Source organism: Roseibium porphyridii (assembly GCF_026191725.2).
Lineage (GTDB): Bacteria > Pseudomonadota > Alphaproteobacteria > Rhizobiales > Stappiaceae > Roseibium > Roseibium porphyridii.
Genome location: NZ_CP120863.1, coordinates 3,470,070 through 3,496,084, shown reverse-complemented (window position 1 = coordinate 3,496,084; position 26,015 = coordinate 3,470,070). Strand labels below are relative to the sequence as shown.

General features: G+C 54.7%; 22 protein-coding genes. 14 read left to right on the top strand and 8 right to left on the bottom strand.

Translation table 11 applies throughout. The annotated features are described in order from the left end of the window. Positions 1 to 161: 161 nt before the first annotated feature. The 8 genes from K1718_RS16245 (at position 162) to K1718_RS16210 (ending at position 10,038) form a co-directional block, all read left to right on the top strand. Positions 162 to 923 carry a GntR family transcriptional regulator gene (locus tag K1718_RS16245; protein WP_152501946.1) on the top strand — a complete coding sequence of 254 codons (762 nt, stop codon included), beginning with the start codon at positions 162 to 164 and terminating at the stop codon, positions 921 to 923. Between the two features lie 4 nt (positions 924 to 927). Continuing rightward, positions 928 to 1,968, top strand: a complete 1,041-nt coding sequence (locus K1718_RS16240; RefSeq protein WP_265681545.1) for an SIS domain-containing protein — start codon at positions 928 to 930, stop codon at positions 1,966 to 1,968. Then, the gene (gene nagA / locus K1718_RS16235) at positions 1,965 to 3,116 is read left to right on the top strand and encodes an N-acetylglucosamine-6-phosphate deacetylase (protein WP_265681546.1); all 1,152 of its coding nucleotides are present in this window, start codon (positions 1,965 to 1,967) and stop codon (positions 3,114 to 3,116) included. The genes K1718_RS16240 and nagA overlap by 4 nt, the downstream gene beginning before the upstream one ends. A gap of 222 nt (positions 3,117 to 3,338) precedes the next feature. After that, a complete protein-coding gene (locus tag K1718_RS16230) occupies positions 3,339 to 3,896 on the top strand; it encodes a 2-oxoacid:acceptor oxidoreductase family protein (protein WP_152501943.1) in 558 nt (185 codons plus the stop codon). A gap of 11 nt (positions 3,897 to 3,907) precedes the next feature. Continuing rightward, on the top strand, positions 3,908 to 5,173 hold the full coding sequence (gene porA / locus K1718_RS16225) for a pyruvate ferredoxin oxidoreductase (protein ID WP_152501942.1): 1,266 nt from the start codon (positions 3,908 to 3,910) through the stop codon (positions 5,171 to 5,173). Next, positions 5,170 to 6,189 carry a thiamine pyrophosphate-dependent enzyme gene (locus K1718_RS16220; RefSeq protein WP_152501941.1) on the top strand — a complete coding sequence of 340 codons (1,020 nt, stop codon included), beginning with the start codon at positions 5,170 to 5,172 and terminating at the stop codon, positions 6,187 to 6,189. The genes porA and K1718_RS16220 overlap by 4 nt, the downstream gene beginning before the upstream one ends. Further along, positions 6,186 to 7,823, top strand: a complete 1,638-nt coding sequence (locus tag K1718_RS16215; protein WP_265681547.1) for an NAD(P)-binding protein — start codon at positions 6,186 to 6,188, stop codon at positions 7,821 to 7,823. The genes K1718_RS16220 and K1718_RS16215 overlap by 4 nt, the downstream gene beginning before the upstream one ends. Positions 7,824 to 7,986: 163 nt before the next feature. Further along, a complete protein-coding gene (locus K1718_RS16210) occupies positions 7,987 to 10,038 on the top strand; it encodes a trypsin-like peptidase domain-containing protein (RefSeq protein ID WP_265681548.1) in 2,052 nt (683 codons plus the stop codon). Positions 10,039 to 10,040: 2 nt separating this feature from the next. Here K1718_RS16210 and K1718_RS16205 read toward each other — a convergent pair whose 3' ends face one another. The 7 genes from K1718_RS16205 to K1718_RS16175 all read right to left on the bottom strand — a co-directional run bounded on the left by K1718_RS16205 (position 10,041) and on the right by K1718_RS16175 (position 17,240). Then, the gene (locus K1718_RS16205) at positions 10,041 to 11,099 is read right to left on the bottom strand and encodes a S8 family peptidase (protein WP_265681549.1); all 1,059 of its coding nucleotides are present in this window, start codon (positions 11,097 to 11,099) and stop codon (positions 10,041 to 10,043) included. 345 nt (positions 11,100 to 11,444) lie between these two features. Then, positions 11,445 to 12,752 (bottom strand): TRAP transporter large permease, encoded by a 1,308-nt coding sequence (locus K1718_RS16200; protein ID WP_265681550.1) that lies wholly within the window; start codon positions 12,750 to 12,752, stop codon positions 11,445 to 11,447. Beyond that, positions 12,752 to 13,258, bottom strand: a complete 507-nt coding sequence (locus tag K1718_RS16195; RefSeq protein WP_265681551.1) for a TRAP transporter small permease — start codon at positions 13,256 to 13,258, stop codon at positions 12,752 to 12,754. Before K1718_RS16195 ends, K1718_RS16200 begins: the two co-directional genes overlap by 1 nt. 57 nt (positions 13,259 to 13,315) lie before the next feature. Further along, the gene (dctP, locus tag K1718_RS16190; protein ID WP_152501935.1) at positions 13,316 to 14,329 is read right to left on the bottom strand and encodes a TRAP transporter substrate-binding protein DctP; all 1,014 of its coding nucleotides are present in this window, start codon (positions 14,327 to 14,329) and stop codon (positions 13,316 to 13,318) included. 84 nt (positions 14,330 to 14,413) lie between these two features. Further along, complete coding sequence (gene leuD, locus K1718_RS16185; RefSeq protein WP_265681552.1) at positions 14,414 to 15,037, bottom strand: 3-isopropylmalate dehydratase small subunit; 624 nt, start codon at positions 15,035 to 15,037, stop codon at positions 14,414 to 14,416. Next, positions 15,034 to 16,440 carry a 3-isopropylmalate dehydratase large subunit gene (gene leuC / locus K1718_RS16180; protein ID WP_265681553.1) on the bottom strand — a complete coding sequence of 469 codons (1,407 nt, stop codon included), beginning with the start codon at positions 16,438 to 16,440 and terminating at the stop codon, positions 15,034 to 15,036. The genes leuD and leuC overlap by 4 nt, the downstream gene beginning before the upstream one ends. Next, a complete protein-coding gene (locus tag K1718_RS16175) occupies positions 16,437 to 17,240 on the bottom strand; it encodes a GntR family transcriptional regulator (protein ID WP_152501932.1) in 804 nt (267 codons plus the stop codon). The genes leuC and K1718_RS16175 overlap by 4 nt, the downstream gene beginning before the upstream one ends. 145 nt (positions 17,241 to 17,385) lie before the next feature. On the opposite strand from K1718_RS16175, the gene K1718_RS16170 reads away from it, so the two are divergent. From K1718_RS16170 to K1718_RS16145, 6 genes are read left to right on the top strand one after another with little or no spacing between them, the layout of a single operon-like run. Beyond that, positions 17,386 to 17,952: a nuclear transport factor 2 family protein gene (locus K1718_RS16170; protein WP_265681554.1), complete on the top strand. Its 567-nt coding sequence runs from the start codon at positions 17,386 to 17,388 to the stop codon at positions 17,950 to 17,952. Further along, positions 17,949 to 19,643, top strand: coding sequence for a hydantoinase B/oxoprolinase family protein (locus K1718_RS16165; RefSeq protein WP_265681555.1), 1,695 nt, complete (start codon positions 17,949 to 17,951; stop codon positions 19,641 to 19,643). Before K1718_RS16170 ends, K1718_RS16165 begins: the two co-directional genes overlap by 4 nt. Continuing rightward, a complete protein-coding gene (locus tag K1718_RS16160) occupies positions 19,640 to 21,703 on the top strand; it encodes a hydantoinase/oxoprolinase family protein (protein WP_265681556.1) in 2,064 nt (687 codons plus the stop codon). Before K1718_RS16165 ends, K1718_RS16160 begins: the two co-directional genes overlap by 4 nt. Beyond that, on the top strand, positions 21,700 to 22,320 hold the full coding sequence (locus K1718_RS16155; protein WP_265681557.1) for a cysteine hydrolase family protein: 621 nt from the start codon (positions 21,700 to 21,702) through the stop codon (positions 22,318 to 22,320). Before K1718_RS16160 ends, K1718_RS16155 begins: the two co-directional genes overlap by 4 nt. Next, on the top strand, positions 22,317 to 23,183 hold the full coding sequence (locus tag K1718_RS16150; protein ID WP_265681558.1) for an isocitrate lyase/PEP mutase family protein: 867 nt from the start codon (positions 22,317 to 22,319) through the stop codon (positions 23,181 to 23,183). The genes K1718_RS16155 and K1718_RS16150 overlap by 4 nt, the downstream gene beginning before the upstream one ends. Then, on the top strand, positions 23,164 to 24,549 hold the full coding sequence (locus K1718_RS16145) for an FAD-dependent oxidoreductase (RefSeq protein ID WP_265681559.1): 1,386 nt from the start codon (positions 23,164 to 23,166) through the stop codon (positions 24,547 to 24,549). The genes K1718_RS16150 and K1718_RS16145 overlap by 20 nt, the downstream gene beginning before the upstream one ends. Here the strand turns inward: K1718_RS16145 and K1718_RS16140 are convergent. Beyond that, entirely contained in the window at positions 24,529 to 26,010 is a 1,482-nt protein-coding gene (locus K1718_RS16140; protein WP_265681560.1) for an aldo/keto reductase, read from the bottom strand. The genes K1718_RS16145 and K1718_RS16140 overlap by 21 nt on opposite strands. Positions 26,011 to 26,015: the final 5 nt, after the last annotated feature.

The following is a 26,015-nucleotide window of genomic DNA, read 5'->3' as shown; positions in this document are numbered from 1 at the left end:
ATCAATTCAAGGCTATCAGCGTGATCTTGCTCGCATATCTCCGTTAAAAGGGCAGTCCCAAAGGTTAATGGAACACCTTTTAGCACTTGATTTTCGGTTTCGATAGAGTTTAAATTGGTATCTGAAAGGTATTATTCTTCTCGCCCAAGGCATCTTGTTTCATGACAAACTTCATCTCCATGCTGGAAAACGATGACTGGTTGGCCAGTTCGAGCGGGCCACGCTATCTCCAGCTTCGTCGACGCATTCAGCAGGCGATTGACGATGGTGTGCTGAAGGAAAACGAGCCGCTGCCTTCGGAGCGTGAAATCGCTTCAATTACCGATCTGTCTCGCGTGACTGTGCGCAAGGCTGTTGCTGGTCTTGTGGAGGACCAGATCGTTGTTCAAAAACGCGGCAGCGGTTCCTTTGTTGCACCCAAGGTTCACAAGGTGGAACAACGTCTTTCGAGCTTGACTTCGTTCAGCGAAGACATGGCGCGCCGTGGTCTTACAGCAAGCAGCGAGTGGTTGCGTCGCGGGCTCTTTCCCGCTTCGCCCGAAGAAATTTTTACACTTGGCCTGACATCGGGCCAGCGCGTTGCGCGGGTTGACAGATTGCGCAAGGCAGATGGAACACCAATGGCAATCGAACGGGCCTCGCTGTCGGAAAAGGTCCTGCCCAATCCTGAACGCGTTTCGACGTCTCTTTACGCGGTGCTGCGATCGACAGGGCTGCAGCCCGTACGCGCCATACAACGTATCTCTGCCCGCAATCTTGAATCGATGGACGCTGAAATTCTCAATGTTCCCGTTGGTTCAGCCGGACTTAAGATCGAACGCGTCTCCTACCTTGCTTCCGGACATGTCGTCGAGTTTACCCGCTCGGTCTATCGCGGCGACGCATATGATTTCATTGCTGAACTGCAAATGTCGGATGACTGAGTTAATGAGTGAACTGCTAAACCCTTCCGCCCAAACGCACATGCGGCAGGAGATCGAAGAAATCCCTGACGTTGCGAACAGATTGCTGACTGAGGGCCGCGCTCACATTCGCGACATAGCGAAGCGCGCTGGCGCACCCGTGTTTCTGGCGAGCGTGGCGCGGGGGTCTTCGGACCATGCCGCGACGTTCCTGAAATACGCATCTGAGATCTATCTTGGTCTCGCCATGGCTTCGCTTGGACCGTCAGTGTCATCGATTTATGGCGGCAAAGTTCGGCTTGATCAGGCGTTGGTGATTGCGATCTCTCAGTCCGGTGCAAGCCCGGACATTCTATCGGTGGTGCAAAGTGCGAAGGAGCAGGGGGCATTCACAGTTGGTTTGACCAACACAGCTGACAGCAAACTGGCGGAACTCTCCAGTGCAGCGCTGGACATTGGTGCAGGTCCGGAGCGCAGTGTTGCTGCGACGAAAACCTTCGTGAATTCCGTGGTAGCCGGATTGATATTGCTTGCAGAAATTGGGGGAGATGAAAGACTTCTGAGTGCGCTTGCAAAGTTACCTGTCGCGTTTGAGGACGCAATTGGTATCGATTGGCGGCAACTGGCAGAACCGATTGAAAAACGTGGTTCGCTCTATGTAATCGGGCGCGGCCCAGGGCTTGCGATCGCCAACGAAGCGGCCTTGAAATTCAAGGAAACATGCCAGGTGCATGCAGAAGCCTATTCGTCGGCGGAAGTGATGCACGGACCTGTTTCGATTGTCGAGGGTGGGTATCCGATTTTGGCGCTCGGGGTGAGGGATGCTGCTGAGGCCGGACTGGCAGAGGCGGCGGATGTCATGTCGGCTCAAGGGGGCAGTGTCTACGCAACCACGAACCTTGTTAAGCGCGCGCACAGACTTCCGTTTGTCTCCACCGACCACGCGATCACCGACGCACTTGCTCAGATTGTCTCCTTTTATGCATTTATCGAGTGGTTTTCGCGGCAACGCGGGTTCAACCCGGATGTGCCAAAGCATCTGAAAAAGGTGACGCAGACAGTATGACTGGACTAACTGCCTACACCAGCAGCAGAATATTTGATGGTGACATCTTTCACGAAGATGCTGCACTTCTGGTGGAGGGCGGGTGCGTCAAGGCAATTGTGCCTCTTGTTACTCTTCAGGCAGACCAGCTGAAGATTGACCTTGGTGATGGCACGCTGGTACCCGGTTTTGTGGATCTTCAGGTCAATGGCGGCGGTGGACTGATGCTGGGCGACGTGGACTGTGTGGAAGATATTGCGCGCATCTGTCACGCTCATCTGAAGCTTGGCACTACTTCGCTGACACCAACCTTGATTACCGATAGTCCTGAGGCCACACGCAGAGTGCTCAAGCTCGGAATTGAGGCGTGGGCCAAAGGTGTCCGCGGTTTCCACGGACTGCATTTGGAAGGCCCTCATCTTTATGCAGGCAGAAAGGGAGCGCATGACGCTTCCTTGATCAGGCCGATAGACGATGAAGATATGGATCTCTATCTCTATGCAGCCAGTCAATTGCCATCTTTGATGATCACGGTTGCGCCAGAAACCGTAACTCCAGGGCAGATCAGCCAATTGGCGGGTGCCGGTATTCACGTCAGTCTTGGACATAGCGGCGCCTCTTATGAAGAGTGTTCAACAGCTGCCAATGCTGGTGCGGCCTGCGTGACGCATCTTTTTAATGCCATGAGCCCACTTCAACATCGTGAGCCTGGGCTTGTTGGGGCCGCGCTTGATCTTGGAAGCTTGAGCGCGGGCTTGATAGCCGACGGTGTCCATGTTGATCCCGTTGCAATCAGAATTGCGCTTGAAGCCAAATCCGGACCGGGCCGGATATTCCTTGTAACAGATGCCATGTCTCAAACCGGCACTGATGTGACTTCGTTTCATCTCGGTGGGCGTGAAATCTTCAGGCAGGACGGCAGGTTGACACTTTCCGACGGGACGTTGGCAGGGGCAGATATCGATCTCCCTTCGTCTGTCGCGTATCTTGTTGAGAGTGTTGGCGTAGATGTTGAGACGGCGCTCGCCATGGCGACCAGCTACCCGGCTGATATCATTGGCCGCCCCCTTGGACGGCTGAAGGCGGGGTATCCAGCAGATTTTGTATGCCTTGACGATGACTTCAGGATTGCCGGCGTCTGGCTTTCCGGTCACATCTTGAACGACTGACGGTCGTCAAGATTATGTCACGTAGTCTCCATTGACGACTGACTTTTCGTGTGTCTGCCGACCTTCCAAATCAACTCAAACCAGCATTCATTTCTGGGTTGCAGACGACAGCCTTTGAAACGATTGAGACATGTCAATGTTGACGGTCGCCTGCGTTTGTACTCTCCCAAGCGTTGCCTGACGACCAGCTGTCGCCAGCATGTTCCAATTGGGGGAGAGGTCTTGTTCCAGGTACGATTTCATGGCCGGGGCGGCCAGGGCGTAGTTACCGCCGCCGAACTCCTGTCCATCGCAGCATTCAAAGAGGGTAAGCACGCGCAGGCTTTTCCGAGCTTCGGGTCGGAACGCATGGGAGCACCCGTTGTTTCCTACTGTCGAATAGCAAACACGGAAATTCGGTCGCGCGAACCGGTATCACAACCCGACGCTCTTGTTATTCAGGATCCGACACTCATTCACTCTGTTGATTTGTTCGCAGGGCTCAACGGTCAGGGCTATGTCTTGATCAACTCCCAGCAAACTTTCGAAGAGCTGGGAATTGACGACTTTGCAGCTGAATTTCCGGACAATCACTTCCGAGATGTCGGCGCCAGCGAGATTGCTCGAAAACATATCGGCCGGCCGCTTCCCAACGCAGCATTGCTTGGCAGCCTCGCAGCTATGAGCGGCGAGGTGTCGATTGCAGCAGTCGAACAGGCAATTTCCCAAAAATTTCCCGGGCAGGTCGGTGCAGCCAATATCGCTGCCGCACGCGAGGCCTACGACGTCGCAGTAGGATAGGAGAGGGTGAAATGCTCAAACAGATTGAAGGATCTGCTGCTGTGGCACAGGCCGTCGCGCTTTGTCGTCCGGAAGTGGTTTGCGCCTATCCGATCACGCCACAGACCCACATTGTTGAAGGTGTTGGAGAGCTTGTAAAATCCGGGGAACTGGAAAACTGCGAATACATCAATGTTGAATCGGAATTTGCTGCGCTTTCCGTTGCTATTGGAGCTTCCGCAGCCGGCGCGCGCGCCTATACGGCGACCGCGAGCCAGGGTCTGCTGTTCATGGCGGAAGCCGTCTACAATGCTTCGGGTCTTGGTTTGCCGATCGTCATGACGCTCGGCAACCGTGCGATAGGTGCACCAATCAACATCTGGAATGACCATACAGACGCAATGTCCATGAAGGACGCGGGTTGGATCCAGCTATTTGCAGAAACCAATCAGGAAGCTGCTGATCTGCATATTCAGGCATTCAGACTTGCGGAAGAACTCAGCTGTCCGGTGATGGTCTGCATGGACGGATTTATTCTGACCCACGCCTATGAACGCGTTGATATTCCAACCCAAGAAGAAGTCGACGCGTTTCTGCCGGGCTATGAACCCGTGCAAGTTCTGGATCCTGCCGATCCCTATTCGATTGGTGCCATGGTTGGACCTGAGGCATTTACGGAAGTTCGCTACCTGGCACATCGCAAACAAATGCAGGCGCTCGATCTCATTCCGCAGATAGGAACCATTTTCAAAGACGTCTTTGGCCGGGAGTCCGGTGGTCTTTTGCATTCCTATCGCACAGAGGGCGCAGACACCATTTTTGTGGCAATGGGGTCCGTCAATGGAACCATCAAAGAGGTCGTCGATGCTGAAAGGGAAGCTGGTAAGAGTGTCGGGTCGGTTTCAATCTGTTCGTTCCGTCCGTTTCCACTTGAAGAATTAAAGAGCGCTTTGAAAGGTGCAAAGCGGGTCGTTGTAGTCGAAAAGAGCCTGGCTCCCGGCCTTGGAGGTGTTCTCGCATCAAACGTGCGCATGGCGCTCAGAGAGGTTCCGCTTCCCGTACAGACTGTCATCGCCGGCCTTGGAGGCAGGGCGATCACCATGAAGGGTATATCCGAAGTGCTGCACGCAGCTGAGAACGGGTCATTGTCAGATGTAACTTTCCTCGGTCTGGAGCAAGCCGTCATTGACAGGGAAATTGCGCGATCAGCGGAGATGAGACACGCCGGGCCGACGGCTGAAGGAATTCTCAAAGCCATTCAAAACCGTCCGGCTGCAGAGCGGAGTAAAGCGTCATGAGCGAAGATACGGCCTTGCAACGGGTGAAATTCTATCAGACCGGGACGCATACTGTCGGCAATCGTTTGATGGATGAGGACAAGCGAAGCGTACAATCCTCCATTGATCGCTCGAATGCGATTACGTCCGGACACCGGGCCTGCCAGGGATGCGGCGAAGCACTGGGCGCGCGTTTTGCACTGGATGCCGCCATGCGCTCATGCGATGGCAATATGGTCGCGGTAAATGCCACCGGGTGCCTGGAAGTGTTCACGACACCTTATCCTGAAACCTCTTGGCAGATCCCTTGGGTTCATTCCCTGTTTGGAAATGCGCCTGCAGTCGCAACAGGTGTCGCGGCAGCCATGCGGCGGAAAGGCCGCGCCCAGACGAAGGTCATTGCGCAGGGCGGAGATGGTGGAACAACGGATATCGGCTTCGGCTGCCTGTCAGGAATGTTCGAGCGAAATGACGATGTGCTCTACATTTGTTACGACAATCAGGCCTATATGAACACCGGAGTACAGCGCTCGTCAGCGACACCGCCAACTGCACGAACAGCGACGACGCCTGCTGTGGGGGAAGCGCCGGGCAATGTATTCGGCACAGGCAAAAACCTGCCTTTGATCGCCATGGCGCACAACATCCCTTATGTGGCAACCGCCACCGTTGCGGACCTGCATGACCTTGAAACCAAGGTGACACGCGCCATGAACATGTCCGGCTCCCGATACATCCATGTGCTGGTGACATGCCCGCTTGGTTGGGGGTCTGCAACGAACCATACAATTCTGCTGGCGAGACTTGCAGTTGAAAGTGGATTGTTCCCGCTTTTCGAGGCAGAGGACGGGGCTGTCGTTAGAACGCAAAAAATACGCAAGAAGGTGCCGGTTGAAGACTATTTGAAACTCCAGAAACGGTTCGCACATCTGTTTAAGAAAGATCGTGAAGACGTTGATCGAATAGCAGCAATACAGAAAATGGCCGATGCGAACATCGACCGTTTCAATCTTTTGGGGGAAAGGTCAGCGCCATGACACACGAGTTGCCATTTGCCATCACGTTGGATCCCAGTACCAGTCTTGCAAACAAGACAGGTTCCTGGCGAACCGAGCGCCCCGTCTACCTGGATCGGCTTCCGCCTTGCAACCACACATGCCCGGCGGGCGAGAACATTCAAAAATGGTTGTTTCATGCTGAGGAAGGCGACTATGAGCAAGCCTTCCAGGTAATCATGGAAGACAACCCGATGCCTGGCGTCATGGGACGAGTCTGCTATCACACCTGTGAAACAGCGTGCAATCGCGGGCAGCTGGACGAACCAGTCGCAATTCATGCCATTGAAAGGTTTCTCGGCCGCATGGCCTTCGAGAAGGGCTGGACACCCAGGTTCACGGCACCTGATACAGGAAAAAAGGTCCTTGTTGTTGGTGCGGGGCCGAGCGGGTTGAGTGCTGCTTATCATTTGCGTCGTCTCGGCCATGATGTGACGATCCGGGAAGCCGGTCCAATGGCGGGTGGAATGATGCGGTTCGGGATCCCCAAGTACCGCTTGCCGCGGGATGTTCTGGATTATGAGATCCAGCGAATACTGGATACCGGCGTCCAACTGGAACTCAACAAAAAGGTGGAAGACATCGAAGCGGCTTTCGAGAACGAAGGCTTTGATGCGGTTTTTGTGGCTGTCGGTGCTCATTTGGCAAAGCGTATTGATATTCCCGCACATGCGGCCGGAAAGATCCTGGATGCGGTGAGCGTATTGAAGGAGATGGAAACGGGTGGCGAGCCCCCGAAACTGGGACGACGCGTGATCGTCTATGGGGGGGGGAACACCGCGATGGATGTCGCTCGAACTGCCAAGCGTCTAGGCGTCGACGAAAGCATGATCGTATACAGGCGTTCTCGCAAGGAAATGCCTGCGCATGACTTTGAAGCAACAGAGGCCGAGGACGAGGGCGTTCTGATGCATTGGCTACGAACAATCAAAGAGGTCGATGGCACCAACGTCACAGTCGAAAAAATGCAGATCGACGAAAACGGACGACCTCAACCGACAGGCGAATTTGAAACCATCGAAGCCGACACTCTTATTTTGGCGCTCGGCCAGGATGTCGATACCAGCTTTCTGGAGAAAGTTGAGGGTGTCGAGATCGCAAGAGATGGTGTTGTGACAGTCAATGCCCAGATGATGACAGGTCGGGCAGGTCTGTTTGCGGGCGGTGATATGGTGCCGGCAGAACGGACTGTGACGGTTGGCGTCGGCCACGGCAAAAAGGCTGCACGCAATATCGACGCTTGGCTTCGTGGGAAGGCATACGAACCACCTTTGAAAGCCGAGCTGGCAGCATTTGAAAACATCAATCCCTGGTACTATGACGATGCTCCGCAAAGCAAACAGGAACAGCTTGATCCCGTTCGCAGGCAAACCGGATTTGAGGAAGTTCTCAAAGGTCTGACCGAAGACAACGCGCTTTACGAGGCGCGGCGCTGTCTGTCTTGCGGCAATTGTTTTGAGTGTGACAATTGTTACGGCATTTGCCCGGACAACGCGGTCGTAAAACTCGGGCCTGGCAATCGGTTTGAATTCAACTACGACTATTGCAAGGGCTGCGGCATGTGTGCCTTGGAGTGCCCATGCGGGGCCATCAAGATGGTGCAGGAAGGCAGTTAGATCTTCGACAATTGCAACGAAGCGTGCACGTGGACTGGAAGGCAATCAACGCTATCAGTTTGCCTGTGTCGCTGCGGATTGGGTTTTGCGCACAAGGTGCTAAGGTTGCTCCCTCTTAGCCGTGCGGGACATTTCCGCCGTGTATCACCCCCGGAGCATGCCGATGCCACGTTGTTTTTCTCATGCGGTTTTCTATTTGGTTCTGAGCTTTTTCGGGCTCATGACCGGCCAGGCAAAAGCGTCGCCTGAAGGAGCTCTCGCGCATGTGGTGTCGGTGCTGCCAGTGTGGCCTGGACACGAACAGGGCGGACAGGGCGCTCATCCCGGCCAGGCCCCCGAAGGCAGCGGGGTGGTGCTTCGTGAGGGAGTGATTGCTACAGCCTGGCATGTTGTGGAACCGGCCCGCCGCATAGATGTCCGATTGCACGACGGTCGCATAATTCCTGCGCGTCTTTTGGCACACGATGCCGCCAGTGACATTGCGCTTCTGAAGGTCGAAGAAACACTGCAACCAATCGCAATCGCGCCACCACCCAACTTGGTCCAACCCGTTTGCGCTATTGGCAACGCGTTCGGTCTGGGGCTGTCACTCACCTGCGGTGTTGTCTCGGCCAAGAGTGTCAGCAATGCCGGTTTCAATGAAATCGAGGATTTCGTGCAAACCGACGCGGCTGCGAATCCCGGCTCTTCCGGAGGTGCGCTCGTGGACGCAGAAGGAAGGTTGGTCGGAATGATGTCAGCGATTTTCGCTTCGGGTTCCGACACAAATATCGGCGTCAATTTTGCCGTTTCAACAGAGCTGTTGATACGTGTTGCCGATGCGTTGCTGGATCAAGGAGAAGTTGAGTATCTGGATGCGGGCTGGCAGCTCACGAGAGCAGACCGCTCCACCGTTGCGCTGGTTGCCGCGCCAGTCGTTCGCGCTGTTCAGTCGGATGGAATGGCCGGATCAGCCGGGATAAGAGTTGGCGATTTGATCCTTGAAGTGGGCGGTCGCAGGGTCCGAACACCGCGCGATGCGAAGACGGCCCTTGCCCTGATTTCCAAGGCGCAAAAAGAAGTCCAGGTGCTGTATCGCCGCGGCGATGATAATCTGCTTGCGACACTTTCGTTCGCGGTCTCTGAACCGTCAAAGTCTGCCAACGTTAAAGCAGTGACTTCGCTGGAAACAGACTGTCCGCATCCCGCCGAAATTTGTCAGTTGAGACAGGCGGTGTTTCCGATCTCAAGTTTTGACCCGGTCGGCAGTGCGACGCGTATCGCTGAAGATCTTTTGGTGACCAATCGGCATGTGGTCGGGGATCAAATTGAGGCAACGGTTCACACTCCGAATGGTCCGTTGAAAGCCCGGCTGGTCCCTTCTTCTTACCAAGGTGATCTTGTCCTGCTGGAAGTACAGAACCTTCCGGATACGGGCGTCATTCCCGAACTCGACGTTGCAACAGGCACCTCAGACCGATACCGCGTGATCGGTGCCGACATCGCCCGAAGAGAAGTGCGGGTCTTCGATCCTGGAGATCTCATCGCCTTACCGGAGAAAAGCGCACAATTGGGCCGCCTTCACGTTGGCGCTCATATGCAGCCTGGTGTGAGCGGGGGCGCTCTTGTAACCGAAAACGGTGCTTTGGCCGGAATTGCCGTGGGTGGTGGAGATGGACGCTTTGAAGCCATTCCAGTGGCAGATGTTCGTGAACTTCTGGTGCTTCGGGACGATAAGGATGCAATTCGTTTGACCGAAAGCCTGGGCGTTGACTTTGTGGCATGTGAAGAGGCGATGGAGAGTGCAGCCACTCAATCTGCCAAAGACACTGTTCTGGCTGATGTGACAGACATCTGCTCAAGATCTTCCAACCATGGACAATTGCTGAAAGCGGGGCGGATTCTGGCGCAGACCGGCGCTTTTGATCAAGCGATACGCATTCATGGCGAAGCGGTCGATCAGGTGCCGAACTCGATCAACTCAAGAATGTCACTCCTCGTGTCGCTGCAATTGGCCGGACGCTTTGAAGACATGACAGAACATGCACGGCGTTTGATGGAATTGGCACCCGATGATCCTCAAGCTCTTAGATTTTCCATTCAGTCAGGCGTCTGGGGCAATGAACCGGAACTGGCTGAGGAGGGCTATCAGGCGTTGTTGAAGGCGGACCCAAGACAGGCACAGGCAGCACGGCGGTTTATTGACAACGCGCCACCGACGCCGCCCCGCCGCTGATCTCAGTCAAGTGTCGGATCAGGTATCCACCCGGCAGACACAACGTCCCGGGCTTCAAACGGTGAAGGTGTGGCAAATGACAGTATCTGTGCCTTGAGGTCTTTGGCCGACAATCCGGGATCTTTATGGAGCAGTCTTGCGGCCAGAGCGGCAAGTCTCGGGACAGCATAGCTCGACCCGGATGTAACGCCAGACGCACCGCGAAAGTCTGTCACTGTCAGGTTCTCGGCTGGCAGCATGATTTCGACGGTGTTGCGACCCCAGTTTGAACCGGACGCCAAACGCCCAAAGTTGTCCGCCGACGTGACGGTAATGATGTTTTCAAGCGGGAGTGCGGCTGGATAAACTGGCTTCTGGTCGATGTTTCTCCCGTTGTTTCCGGCCGACACGATGGCAAGTATGTTCTTGTCTTTCATAGAGTCGGAAAAGGCTGTCCAGTCGTCCAGATTGTTGCTCCCGAGGGGCATAGCCAAAATTCTGACCCCGTCTTCCGCGGCTTTCTGCACGATATCAGCCATACGGCTCATGTCCGGCCTTGGATACCGAAATGGCACCAGCGTTGCGTCAGGTGCTTCGCGGGCCAGGATCGAGGCAACGGCAGTGCCGTGGCGGATCGGCAAGAAGGCTCCCCTTGAAGTGTCTCCGTCATATGGCCAGGGATCGAGGTCCCAAAAATCGTACCCGAGCGGAACACCGTTTAAATCGCGAGCAAGCCGCTCACGGAACAAGGGCAGGTCATAGGCCAGTCCTGAATCGACAAGTGCAACCCGCACACCACCGGTATCAGACCCTGAAGGCCAGGGTGCCTGAAGCGTTTCACTCCATCTCAGTGTTTCAAGATCACCATCCAGCTGATCGAGAAAGATCCATGGGCTCGTACCATGACGAATTACGCGCCCTGATTGGATGACGCAATTGCCGTCAGCAATTGCAAGCAAGTGAGCCTGCAGCTTAGGGCCCGCTGCTTCAAAGTAGCTTGCACGAAACTGTCGGGTTTGCCCATTCACCAAACGAGCCTCCAGTTGAAGCTCATCGCCTTCCGGTAAAGCCAAACGGATCATTATTTGTACTGGGGATTGGCTGTTTGGCTGTCGTTTTTCTTCCAACAGCCAGCTTTGCGGCACAAGTTCCTGAATGTCCAAGCCGCTCAATTGCGGATTGCCGCAGACGTCCGCGACGGCTTGTTGAACCCAATCAACAGGCTTGAGATCGGACTCTCTAACTGTTTGTGCAGTGACCGTTGAGCAAAAGAACAAAAGCAAGATTATCGGGAACCCAACGACCCTTAAGCAAACTCCATTCATGTCTTGCCCGAGTTTCACGCTGGGTCCTTGGGTATTGAACATCTCACGTCACAAAATAGGTCAGCAGGCTACGCTATCAAACTAGCGTTGCTCGGTGCTCGTCTAAAGGCCGGGCAACCATAGTGCGAGTTCAGGAAAAACGACGAGAAGAACCACGAGCAACAGCGAGCAACCGATAAACGGAAAGGCGGATGTGTAAATCGTGCGCATGGTCGTTCCAGGTGGCGCAACACCCTTCATAACAAACAGCAACAGCCCGAACGGGGGTGTTGTAAAACTGATCTCAAGCGCCAACAGCATGATCAGGCCAAACCATATCGGTTCAAAGCCAAGGTTCATTGCCAGAGGAAAGAATATCGGCACGGTCAAGAGCATGATGGAAATCTGTTCCATGAACATGCCGAGAAGCAACAGCACCGCAAACATGACCATAAGCATGGCGATTGGTGCCAACTCAAAGGAAATAGCCCAATTGACCAATCCGCGCGAAGCACCGGAAAAGGCGAGAAGCTGGCTGAATGTCGCAGATCCGAAGACAATCAGATAGGCCATCAGCGTTACTTTCAAAGCACCTGTCACGGACTTGCGCATCGCCTCCCAAGTCAGGCACCTGAAAACGGCTGCAAGGATAATCACGCCGAGCGCGCCGAAGGCGGCCGCTTCGGAAGGTGTCACGAAACCGTTGATCATCAAGATGATGATGACGACCATAACGCCAACCATTGGCACGACTTCGCGCAGAAGCAGTGTGACCTTACTCATGAAAGACAGTGGTTCAACGTCGTAAGCAGGGGCCGCGTTCGGATCCAATCGCGTTTGAAGCCAGATCGTACCGATATAGAAAAACGCCAGGATCAACCCGGGTATCACACCGGCGATCAGCAACGCTCCAACGTCAATTTGCGCCAGTGTGGCCAGTAGAACTGCAAGTGCAGAAGGCGGGATGATGATTGCAAGGCCACCCGTTCCCAGGATTGGGCCGATGCTCATGTGAGGCTTGTATCCACGCCTGTTCATCTCCGGCACCATAAGTGAGCCGAGCAGAGCAGTTGAGCCCATCGACGATCCGGACAATGTCGAGAAAGCCGTCCCTCCCAGGACGGTAACATAGCTCAGCCGGCCGGAAAGGCGACCCAGCAGTCGGTCGATCGCATTGAACATGCGCCCGCCAAGGCCCGTATGGAAAAAGATTTCTCCCATAAGCAGAAACAAAGGGATCGGAACAAGGGCGAATTTCGTCAGTGAGCCAAGGCCATTGTTGAGCAACTGTCCGATGCCGCGTTCACCACCCATGAACACCCAGGCGCCGATGATGTTCGCGGCGAGAAACGCCAGCGCAACCGGCATGCCCATGGCCATGAGGAATACGATTACCCCGATCAGCAGGGCCAGCGCTTCGTACCATTCCATTATTCGTGGATCCCCGCTTCGCCGGTGTGCATGAGATCGGAGCCCGTTACAAAGCGGAAGAATTCAATTGCCATCAAGCCGAAGCTTACGGGGAACGCGACTGTCAGCAGCCATCGTGGATAGTAATAGGCGCGGGTGTCATAGTCACCGCGTTCAATATTTTTCAAAAACAGTTCCAGCCCCTTCCAGGCTAGAATGATGCACACAACCACACACGCAAATGCGACCAACCGACTGACAACACGGCGGAACGTTTCAGGCAAGATTGAGGTGACCAGCTCAATGTGAACATGCCCCTTTTCGCGTACCAACCAGGGTGCACCAAGCATGGTCATGTAGAGCAGTCCATATTCAGAAGAGGTGAAAAGCCAGGCGAAGGGTTGAAGGCCAAGATTGCGCATCAGAACCGAAACCACGACCGATACCATCAGCCAAACAAGCGTGGCTCCGGCGACAAAGGCCATGGCATTGATCAATAACCTGTAAGACCTAATAAGACCGCTCATAAAAAATACCTGGATGCCAGATGATCAGGCCCGCTGCTAAGCGGGCCTGCTATTCACTTATTTGGCCGAATTCAGATCGTAGAACAGTTCGATCAACCGGTCATAGTTTCCGGTGCCACCTGGCTGTTCTGCCATCAGGCCCTTCATCCGCTCCCAGGTCTTTTCACGCGCGGCGGCGAGGTAATTGGCCTTGGCCTCTCCTTCCAGGGAGATAGCTGTCATGCCCGCAGCATCGAGAGCAGCAAAGTCTTCATCGCGTTTGGCGCGAAGGGCTTCAACGCTATCCTTTTCGTGCTGGATGGCGACGTCCTGAAGGATCTTTTTGGATTCATCGGAAAGAGAGTTCCACTTCTCAAGATTGACGATGACGCCAAGGTCTGTGGAGAAAAAGCAGGGCTCGATGCGATAGTTCAGGAACTCGTTCCATTTCAGGTCGATGAGACCGATCTGGGTCCAGCCAGTTGCATCAACAACGCCGCGCTGAAGGGCGGAATAGACTTCACCAGTTGGGAGATCGATAACCTGTGCGCCGAGATAGTTGGTAAAGAACGCATTGTAGACGTTGTTGCCGCGCAGTTTCAGGCCTTCAACTTCAAGGTTGCCGTCCTTGTCAAAGGTTGGCTCGTCTCTGGTCCAAAGATTGTAGCAGACCCCACTGTCGAACCAGCCAAGGTACTTCAATCCCATCTTTTCCTGATGGATCTGATCGATAAGCTCAATGCCGCCGTTTTCACGGGTCTCGACTGCTGTCAGGTTGGACGCGACCATGGCATCTTTTTCGGGAAGTGCTCCGCCATAAAACGAACCAGGCGTATAGACCATGTCCACAATACCATCGCGAACCGCGTCAGGCTGTTGGAACATGCCGATGGCCTCAGGACCCCCACGGACTTCAATTTGCACCACACCCTTTCCGGCTTCGTTCACTTTGTCTACGAAGGACAGGAAGCTTTTGGTGTAGATCAGCGTTTCTGGAAATGCGTGAACTGCTGTGATTTTGTCTTCCGCCAGTGCTGAGGCAGAGAACAGAGCCGAGCCGGCGACAAGACCGGCAAGTATTAGTCTTTTCATAGTCTCACTCCACTTTAGGGTTGGCTTTATGCCTTATCCCTCTGGTTCTCAGGCAATGCCCTGATGCTTAGGTTGCTGGTTGCTTCAACATCGTTGTCGATTTGCTGCGGGAAGGACCCACGGCGTCGATTGCTCAAGATTTTTCTTATGTTTTTTAATGTCTTGACTGCGCTGCAAGGTCAGATCAATGTCGTCCCAGCCATTGATCAGTTTTGTCCGCCAGGTCTGGTCGAGTTCAAAACCTATTCTGCATTCACCAATGCTGATGTGACTTTCCTCCAGGCAAATCTGCGCGCGCATTGAAGTCTCATTCAATAAGCCAAGTAAGGTGATGTGGTCCGCTGGAGATATTTGCGCGGGCAGCATCCCGTTGTTGATTGCGTTGCTGGAGAATATGTCACCAAAACTCGGTGCGAATACCGCTCGGATTCCGGCATCAACCAAAGCGTAAACAGCAGCCTCGCGGGACGACCCACTGCCAAAGTTGCGCCCGGCAACAAGTATGCTGGCGTTTCGGAAACGGTTCAGCGGGAAATGTGGGTGTTCGTTGCCATCGGCATCCCGGCGAAGATCATGCAGCAGGAACTTACCATAGCCTTCATCGCGCGGTGTCGACATGAACCTGGATGGAATCAACTGGTCCGTATCGATATTGTGAGCCGGCAAAACAATCGCGTGGCCTTCGTGTTGCGTCCACCCTGAGGTCATATCAACCGCCCCTTCAAGAGTGGTCGAACGTCGGTGATTTCTCCTGTTACAGCTGCAGCGGCCACCATTGCAGGCGACATCAGATGCGTCAGTGAACCAGGTCCCTGGCGTCCGCGAAAGTTGCGATTGGTGGACGAAGCACACCTTTTGCCAGGCTGGACAAGATCTCCATTCATGCCGACACACATCGAACATCCAGGTGAAGCCCATTCAAGTCCGGCGTCGATGAAAACCTTGTCCAGGCCTTCCTGTTCCGCTTGTGTCTTGACCTGTGCAGACCCTGGAGAGATGAGCCCTGGCACCTTGGCTGTTCGACCTGCAAGGACGGCAGCTGCAATGCGCAAATCCTCAATGCGCCCATTTGTGCAGGAGCCAACAAAAACCTGATCGATCGGCGTGCCCTCGATCGGGCGACCCGCAGACAGTTGCATGTAATCAAGCGCGTCTTCGACAGACTGTGCCTTGCCGTTCACAAGCGATTTTGGATCAGGTATCGCCGCTGTCACGGGAATAGCTTGGTCCGGACTGGTACCCCAGGTGACTGTCGGTGCTATGGCATCGCCGCTCAGATGGACTTCTTTGTCAAAATGAGCGTCGTCATCGGAGCGAAGCCTGCTCCAGGCTTCAACAGCCGCTTCCCATTCTGCGCCGGTAGGCGCGAAAGGCCTTCCCTTAACGTAGTCGAATGTTGTCTGGTCTGGTGCGATCAGACCGAGCCTTGCGCCTCCCTCAATGGAGAGGTTGCATAGGGTCATGCGCCCTTCCATTGTCAGGTCGCGGATGGCGCTGCCACCATATTCGATCGCGTGGCCACGCGCACCGTCCGCACCAAGAGCAGCGATCCAGTTCAGGGCGATGTCTTTTGCGCTCACGCCAGGGCCAAGCTGGCCATCAATCCAAATGCGCATTACCGCAGGCTTCTTTTGCCAAATCGTTTGCGTGGCAAGTACGTGAGCGACTTCAGTTGCTCCGATGCCGAATGCGAGCGCACCGAATGCCCCGTGCGTGGACGTATGGCTATCGCCACAATTGATCAGAAGGCCGGGCAGGGTCAGTCCCTGTTCAGGTCCAACGACGTGCACAATGCCTTGACGTGGATCGTCGATGTCAAACAATTTCAAACAGTGTCGGCCTGCGTTTTTTCGCAGTGTCTCGATCATGTACTGAATCTGAGGGCTCGATATCCGTTGGCGGTCACGTGTTGGCGCGTAGTGATCTACAACTGCGAATGTCAGGTCCGGTTCGGCAACAGCAATCTCACGAACCCCAAGCTTATTGAAGGCATGATGGGAACCCTCGTGGACAAGGTGCCTATCAACCCACAGGAGCGAAGCGCCGTCCTCTCGCAAGACGATTTCATGCGCGGCCCAAAGCCTGTCTAAAAGCGTGCGCGGCAACGTCATGCTTGTTCACCGGATGGTTTGCCGATTGCCGGTTCCCAATGGCGCGCACTTTCCTCTCCAACGCGGGTGAGAGGCATTTCAAGTCGAAACATATCCGGGCGGTAAAGACCTGAGAGAAACTCAACTCCATTGTCATTTACGTCGCGCACGACCCGGCGGAGCGATAGCAAAGCCGATCCAACCGCAATGCCCAGTGCCTCGGCAACCTCGGGTCCGGCCAATGTTGCCGACACAGATTGGTGGGCGTCCTTGATGTGGACACCGCTCAACTCGAGAAGTTTGAATAAAGGCGTTGTGGCAAGATCGTTTTCTGAATAGTTGCTTGCAATCGTGGCCGGCACATATGTCGTCAGGTGAGAGAAGGGGATCTCGTCCGCGCTACGTACGCGAGTTGCTATTTGAACCTGTTCCTTTGGGTCCAATCTAAGAGCGTTCGCGACGAATTCCGGTGCGGCACCATATGAAAAAGACAACAGGCGCGCCGTAGTGGATTGCCCCATTTCGACAAGCTGCGGCATCAGCGTTGCCAGGTTCATGGCCATCGGCTTTCCCGATTTGCCGGACGTGCTGACCGTTGTTCCGCTGCCGGCCCGCCGGACAATCAGGCCTGCTGCTGCTAACGCATCGAGTGCTCTTCGAACAGTTACCCGAGATACGGCATATATCTCAGCAAGCTTTTGTTCGGGCGGCAGGTTTTCACCGTCTTCAAGACGGCCGTCGGCGATTTGGTCGCGCAGGGAGAGGTAAACCTGACGTGCCTTGGCTCCATCTGGAAGCAATGATTTTTCAGGTTTATTCACGCCGTAAAGTCCTCTTTGCAACGCGTTCAATGTGACAGCAGGTTTTAAAAAGATCAAGCTTCTGTATGTTGGGATACAAAATTTCTGTATTAACAAGAGAGAATAATCTGTATTATAGATAGTACAAATTTGTCACGGAGGCGGTATGCCGATTGTCGAGCTGCATGTCCTGGAAGGTTATGGGACGGATGAAAAGCGTCGGTTGCACACGGCATTGACCGATGCAGTTCGGCTTATCGTTCCCGCCAGCCCCGACGCGATCACAGTAATGATCCACGAAATGAAAGCTGCCAACTATTCGCGCGATGGCAAACAGCGCAAAGGAGCGCCGGCCCTTGGTGATGCAGGGGAGATAGTCAGGGCTTTTCTTAAGACTATGGAAGCTCGTGAAATCGAGGCCGCGGAAGCGTTTCTAGCAGAAGACTTTGCCATGTTTTTTCCCGGTGCTCAGCCAATGCATGAGCTCGAAGCGTTGATCAAGTGGGCGACGCAGCGCTACCGCTTTGTCAAGAAAGCTTACTTGGGTTTCGATGTCATGCAGAGTTCCGGGCCTGAAGTTCTGGTTTATTGCCGGGGCACGCTGTCGGGCGAATGGCTCGACGGAACGCCATTTGAAAACATCCGTTTTATTGATCGATTCGAACTGGTGGAGGGCAAAATCAGCCGCCAGGACGTTTGGAATGACATTGCTGAAGTAAAGGCAGGTTTATGAGCGATATTGACCCCATCACCTTGTCGGTTTTGGCGGGGCGCATGGAACAGATTGCGGATGAAATGGACGCAACGCTGTTCCGGGCGGCTTTCAACCCGATAATTGCCGAGGCACATGATGCCAGCCATGGTCTCTACCATGCCGATACTGGAGACACACTGGTGCAAGGCAAGTCGGGTCTACCGATTTTCGTTGGCGTGATGGCCTTCGCAGTCAAGGCGGTCATCGAAAAGGCAGCCTCCGAGGGAGACTTGCAGGACGGGGATATTTTCATCTTCAATGACGCGCATATTGGCGGAACGCACCTGTCTGATATGCGTCTCGTCCGGCCGTATTTCCGGGACGGTGAATTGTTTTGTTATCTTGCTTCGGTCGGGCATTGGCATGATGTCGGAGGGGCCGTGCCTGGCAACTACAACCCTGCTGCCACTGAGGTATTTCAAGAAGCTTTTGTGCTTCCACCGGTGCGGCTTGCCCGCGCTGGTGTCGTCAACCAGGACATCATAGACATCCTTCTTCGCAACACCCGGCTACCTCAATCCGCAATGGGAGATTTGAACGGGCAGCTGAGTGCGCTGGATCTCGGCACAAAGCGAATGGATGAGTTGATGGAGGAGTATGGTGCTGAAACTGTTGGGTCGGCGCTAGATGCCTTGGGTCATCGCGCTGAAGCTCTGATGCGGTCTGAATTGAAGGAACTGCCAAACGGACGCTGGGAAGCGGAAGACTATCTCGACAATGATGGCATAACGGATGAGCCACTGGCCATTCGCGTAGCGCTTCAGATCAGCGACGACAAAATGACGCTCGACTTTTCCGGTTCGGCGGATCAATGCGCAGGGCCGGTGAATATCGCGCTGCCAACCACTGTTGCGACTGCCTATGTCGCGATTAAACACATCTTTCCGACCCTGCCGGCAAACGCTGGCGTCATGCGGCCCATCGATGTGATCGTGCCTGAAGGGTCGTTGCTCTCAGCCAAGTTTCCGGCTCCGACAGGTGGCTATACCGAAACAATCCTTAGAATGATTGACGTCATTTTTTCAGCCTTTGCAAAGGCAGCTCCAGACCGTGTTGTCGCAAACGCCTATGGCACCATCAATGCTTTGTCTATCGCCGGAAAGAGAACCAATGGTCAGCCTTGGGTGATGTTCAGCTTCTATGGAGGTGGACATGGCGGGTCGCCGGAAAGCGATGGTCTCAATCACGGCAATGCACCGATTTCAACCGCGACCATTCCACCGATGGAAATCCTTGAGGCCGCCTATCCGGTGATGTTTCGAAAGTGGGCGCTAAGACCTGACAGCTCAGGAGCTGGCAAGCACAGAGGAGGGATGGGTGCAGTCTACGAGATAGAAGTGCTGGAGGAAAACGGGGCGGAAGCATTCCTGTTTGGCGAGCGGGGGCGTTTCGCGCCCAAGGGGATTGCGGATGGACAAGACGGCGCGATGAACAGGTTTTCCTTCGAACAGGATCACGGTTGGGAAACACCGCCACTGGCATCCAAAATGCGAGGTATCAAATTGCGCCAGGGTCAGGGCGTGCGTCTGGAAACACCTGGTGGCGGTGGTTACGGAAAAGCCGATGAGCGCGTTGCTGAAGATGTTGCCCGTGATGTTGCCCGAGGCCTTGTGAACCCAGCTACAGCAGACCGCCTATATGGAGTTGCCTGGCGGGAGGTCTCCCAATGAGTGTGCGCATGATTGGCGTCGATGTCGGCGGCACTTTCACGGACGTCTTTGTTTTGAACGAAACGGATGGCAGTGCGTCCGTTGCCAAGGTGCCGACAACCCGTCCAGATCAGTCGGGCGGATTTCTGGATGGTATCGCCCGACAGGTTTCTGACCTTGCCGGGATATCTGTCGTGGTTCACGGAACAACAGCAGGAACCAACGCCTTGCTCGAGCGCAAGGGTGCAACCACAGGCGTCATTTGTACCGAAGGTCTGCGAGATGTTCTGGAAATGCGTCGCCGAGACCGGCCCCGTACCTGGGGCTTACGCGGAGATTTCGAACCGGTCGTGGATCGGCGCAATCGTCTGGAAGTTCCTGAAAGGACGCTTGCCGACGGTTCAATCCGCACTCCGGTCGATCTTGAGGCCGTTAGGGCCGCTGCCAAACAATTGAAAGAGCAAGGCTGCGAAGCGGTTGCGATCTTGTTTGCCAACGCATATGCAAATCCACAAAACGAAACGGCTGCAGTCAATGTCGTTCGCGAGATCTGGCCGAACCCTCATGTCTCGGCGTCTTCGGAGATCCTGCCGGAAATCCGCGAATTCGAGCGATTTTCCACAACAGCCCTGAATGCCTACCTGCAGCCCGAAGTTTCCGGGTATCTGGATCGTCTGGAGGGTGCGCTCAAGTCGGGCGGTTTCGACGGCGAATTCATGATAGTGCAATCCAATGGCGGGGTCATGGCAGTGGATACTGCGTGCCGTTTGCCGGTACGCACTGCTTTGTCAGGTCCAGCTGCCGGAGTGATCGCAGCCGGTTACATTGCGTCTTCAGCTGGCTTCGACAATGTCATTACGGGAGATATGGGCGGAACCAGTTTTGATGTGTCCCTGATCTCTCAAGGTCACTCAATGCTGTCACCGCAAACTTCCATTGATTTCGGGATGGTGGTTCGAACACCGATGATCGAAATTACGACGATCGGGGCTGGTGGCGGGTCGATTGCCTGGGTTGATAAGGGAGGGCTCCTCAATATCGGACCGGAAAGCGCAGGTTCTGATCCAGGGCCGGTGGCCTATGGTTTGGGCAACACGCGGCCCACGGTAACCGATGCGAATGTCGTTCTTGGTCGGATCGACCCTGAAAATCCAATTGGCGGCAAGCTTGCCAGGCTTGATGTAGATGCTGCAGCAAAGGCCATCGACAAACATGTCGGCGAGCCTCTTGGGCTTGAAACACTAGCGGCTGCCGAAGCAATTCTACGCGTTGCCAATTCGCGCATGGCTGGCGCCATCCGGTTGGTGTCCATCGAGCGAGGTTTCGATCCGAAACACTTCGCATTTATGCCATTTGGTGGTGGCGGGGCGTTGCATGCAGGCGCAATGCTTGCCGATGTCGGGATCGCCAAAGCTATGGTGCCCCGATATCCAGGTGTGACATCGGCCATGGGGTGCGTCATTGCGGATATGCGCCAGGACTTTGTTCAAACGATCAACTCACTGGTTTCAGCGCTGGACGAGGAAGCTCTTGGTCAGTTCATGCAGGCGCATTCCGATCGTGGACAGGCAATGTTAGATGCGGCACGCACCAACTTCGAAGCACGCGAGTACAGCTTTGAGCTGGATATGGCTTATGTTGGGCAGACACACACTGTCTCCGTGCCATTGGACATTCAGGTTAAAGACGGAGTGGTTTTTCCACCAACTCGATCTGAAATCGAGGTCGCCTTCGATCGGGCCTATGAAGGCACGTTTGGAAGGCTGTTGAAGAACGGTATTCGCCGGATTCTTAATTTGCGGAGCGCAGTCACCGGCAAACGCCCCAAATTTGACTTGAAAACGCTCGCGCCAGCCGTTGAAGGTGCTGTCTCTCCGAAAAACAGCCGGCAGGTTCATTTCGATGACACTTGGCATGACACGTTGATTTACGACCGACTAACGCTTCCAGTTGGTGCCGTGATCCAAGGGCCGGCCATATTGGAACAGCCCGACACAACAGTTCTGGTTGAGCCAAATCTTCAGGCACGCGTCGATGCTTTTGGAAACACCATTATCGAACCCACGGAGGTCCCATCGTGAATGAGCCGACAAACTGGGATCTGGCCAGGACGGCACTCCTGACGATTGATCTGCAGAACGACTTTCTTCATCCAGAAGGAGCCTACGGTCGGGCAGGACAGCGCGCAGATTCAATAGCTGCACTTCCGAAACGCATTGCACCTTTGGTCAAAACTTTGCGGGATCGTGGAGGTCACTATATCTCGGCGCAGTTTACTCTAGTACCCGATGCGCACGGGGAACCGCTCATTGCGCCTCACTTGAAGAAACTGCGCCCCTTTCTCGGCAAGGGAGACTTTGCACCGGGGAGTTTCGGCAACACGCTGGTAGACGAACTTTTCCCGGCGGATTTCGTTGTGGAGAAGGTGGCTTATTCGGCATTCTATCAAACCAGGCTTGAGTACATCATGAGAGCTGTCGGTATCGATAACCTTATTGTCGGTGGCATCGTGACCAACGGCGGCGTTGCGTCCACTTTGCGAGACGCACACTTGCGCAACATCGACACGATGCTCCTGACCGATGGCAGTGCGGCATTCAAGGATGATGTGCACCAGGCAACACTCCTGTCGCTTGCAACGGTCACTCACCAGATGAGCTGCAAAGATGCGTCAGCCTGGTTGGAGGCAGCCGCATGAGCCTTAAATCTCGTCTTCAGCAAAGCAACATTCTGGTTGCCCCTGGTGTTTATGACGGCCTCACGGCGTCCCTGGCTGCAGCCGCCGGGTTTGAAACGCTTTATTTGAGTGGCGCAGCTGTTTCCTATACTCGTCTTGGCCGACCGGATATCGGTCTGACAGCAGTCACTGAAATGGCTGACACGATGGCGTTGATCGCTGACCGAACTGAATTGCCGGTGATTATCGATGCAGATACCGGGTTCGGAAATGCGCTGAACGCACAGCGCACCATGCGCCTATATGAGCGAGCAGGGGCGTCCGCACTGCAGGTGGAAGACCAAACCTACCCGAAGCGATGTGGACATCTGGCAGACAAGTCCCTGATACCAGCTGATGAGATGGCGGGTAAGGTCAGAGCAATGGCAGATGCCCGCAGCTCTGAAGACACGCTGATCATTGCGCGCACTGATGCAATTGCGGTTGAAGGCTTTCAGGCTGCGATAGATCGCGCTGACGCATACCTTGAAGCCGGTGCTGATGTGCTTTTCATCGAGGCTCCGCAATCGCGGGAACAGCTCACAGAGATCGCACAGATATTTGCACCTCGCGTTCCCTTGCTTGCCAATATGGTGGAAGGTGGAGCAACGCCGATCACCGGAGCTGACGATCTGGAAGAACAAGGATATTCGATCGTCATATTCCCAGGCGGGATCGTACGCGCGATTGGACGGACGGCGGTTGAGTACTATGAAAGCCTTCGTCAGAACGGCAGCAACCGGCCCTTTGCGGACAAAATGTTCGATTTCAACGGGTTGAATGACGTGATCGGCACAGCTGACATGCTTGCCAAAGGCGTTGCCTATGACCGAAATGACAGTTGATGTCGCCGCACCGCCTGACGCATTCGATCTAGATTGCGAGACCTTGATTATCGGTGCAGGTGCTGCCGGGTTGGTTGCCGCTCTCGCGGCACATGAAACCGGGCAATCGGTATTGGTTGTTGAAGCAGACGCTGTACCCAGTGGGTCAACTGCGCTTTCTGCAGGACTCATTCCCGCTGCTGGCACCAAGCTTCAGACGGCAGAAGGTATTGAGGATGATGCGACGCTCTTTGCTGCGGACATTCAGGCAAAGGCAAAGCATGAGAACGAGCAGTTGTTGGTTGAGCGCCTGGCGAAAAACGCCGGACCAACAATAGACTGGCTCAGCGACAGGTATCAGCTTCCGCTCTCGGTCATAACGAACTTTGAATATCCAGGCCATAGTCGTCACCGAATGCACGGGTTGCCGACGCGATCCGGAGCCGAATTGATCAATGCTTTGAGGTCAACCTGCGAACGCTGCGATATCGATATTATTTGTGAGCGTCGTGCGGCGCGTCTTTTTTGCAAAGACGGGAATGTTCTGGGTATTGCGGTCAGACGTCCCGATGGCGGTGCCGAGACTATCGGGTGCAAAAAACTGATCCTTGCGTGCAATGGTTTTGGCGGTAATCGGGACCTGGTTCGCCAGCTCCTGCCTGACATAGAAGGCGGACTTTGGTTTGGCCACGACGGCAATCGGGGGGAAGCGCTCCTTTGGGGGCAAGAGATTGGTGCTGAACTAAACAATCTGGGAGCCTATCAGGGACATGGCAATGTTGCTCACCCGCATGGAATCTTGATCACTTGGGCCGTGATTGCTCAAGGAGGTGTCCAGGTCAACAGCGATGGTTTGCGGTTCTGGAACGAAGCGCAGGGCTACTCTGAAGCTGCACGTGCGGTGCTGGCACAGCCAGAGGGGATTGCTTTCACCATATTTGACAGTCGAATTGCCGCAATTGCCAGGCAGTTTGAGGACTTCAAGCAAGCTGAGGGCGTTGGTGCGGTCAAGGTCAGCGAAACGCTGGAAGGACTGGCACAAGAACTGGGCTTGCCCGTCGAACCGTTTTTGAAAACGATGGCGACGCTTCCCACAAGGGGGAAAGACGAATTCGGTCGTGAATTCGTATCGGAGCAACTCGCCGCTCCATTTTGTGGGGTCCGGGTAACCGGCGCATTGTTTCACACACAGGGCGGTCTGCGAACGGATGAAAACGCACGCGTTCTCCGAACAGACGGAACCGTATTTCCCAATCTGCATGCCTGTGGCGGTGCCGCCTGTGGTGTGTCGGGCCGGTCTGACAGCGGCTATCTTTCTGGAAACGGATTGTTGAGCGCCGTTGTCCTTGGTCGGCTTGCAGGGCAATCAGTCGGACATAGCAGATGACCCGACCAGCAAAGCTTCGGCTTCAATTTCAACCCTGTGATCTCCAATAAGTCCTGCAACAACGACAAGCGTATTTGCAGGTTTGATATCGGAAAACACACGTCCATGTGCTTTCGAAATGTCGAGGACATCGTCTTCTTCAACGATGTAGATGCGCGTGCGGACAACATCTTGCGCCGACGCCCCCAACGCTGAAAGTGCGGCAAGTATCTTGTCGAGGATATAGGTCGTTTGAGCCGCCGCATCGCCAGGTGCAACTGCGCGAGACAAGCCTGCAACAGCTGTGGTGCCAGAAACCAGGATCCGGTCACCGATCCTGTGGGCACGACAGTAACCGGCGATTTCTTCCCAGTCCGATCCGGTTAAAACGCGGGTTGCGCCGGGTCTATGATCCACAGGCACGGCACTATGTGCCAAGGGCATTTCCGCCAGGTGATGGCTCAAGTCTCCCGACGCCGTTAAAAAGGGTGGCCGTCGGTATTCATCACCACAATCGCCGGGAACATCGTGGGTGGTCTTGAACGCCTGGTCGAGACGTTCCCGGTCTTCTGTTTCCAGCGCGAAGGAAAACAGTTTGGCATTGTCGCTAATGTGTTCGCTCTCACCAAGGCGAGCACCAACAATGACGCCTGCAACCGCTGCCTGTTCCAGAACCCACCGTGTCGCGACATTTGCCAATGAAACTTGGTGTTTTGTTGCAACTTCTGCAGCTGCCTCAAGAATGTTCTGGAATCCGGCCCACCCCCCGGCGGCGTCGATGAACCGTTTGTATTTCATCTTCGACCAGTCCGTCAGATCCAATGGTTCTGGCTGACCAAGCCAGCGATCGGACAGGAAGCCGCCACACAAGGTGCCATAGGCCAGAAGGCTTACATTGAAAGAGGCACAAAGGTCTGAAAGTTGGCCCAGCGCACGGCGATCGACCATCGAGAAGGAAACCTGATTTGTCGCAAGAGGGATGCCGTCAGCAAGAGCAAGTCGCAAATGCGCAGCGTCGAAATTCGTGACGCCAAGGGCTTTAATCAAGCCTTCTTCTCTTAGCCTGGTCATTTCATGAAGCGCGTCGAGCCATGCTGGGTGTTCAAAGCTCCACCAGTGAAACTGCAACAGATCGATACAATCGGTTCCAAGCCGATCCAGCCTTTCCTGAACGCCAGCACGAACGACGTCTGGGGTCATTGGGCCGGGTTCCGGGCACCATTTTGTACAAATCTGCGGTTTGTGCGCGTCTTGATGGCGAGTGAGCAGGCGGCCCGCAATGAGTTCTGCACTGCCGTAATGATCGGCCATGTCAAACGTCGAAAAACCGGCGTTGAAATAGGTCTCAAGGTGGTCAGCTGCCTTGTCCGGGTCCAGCAGGTCACCGGTTTTTTCGATATCGGCAACTTGCCACAAACCTGTCACAAGTCGGCTGATTTCCAGTTCACTTGAAATGGCATGGCGCAGGGGCGCAGCGGTCATTGAAA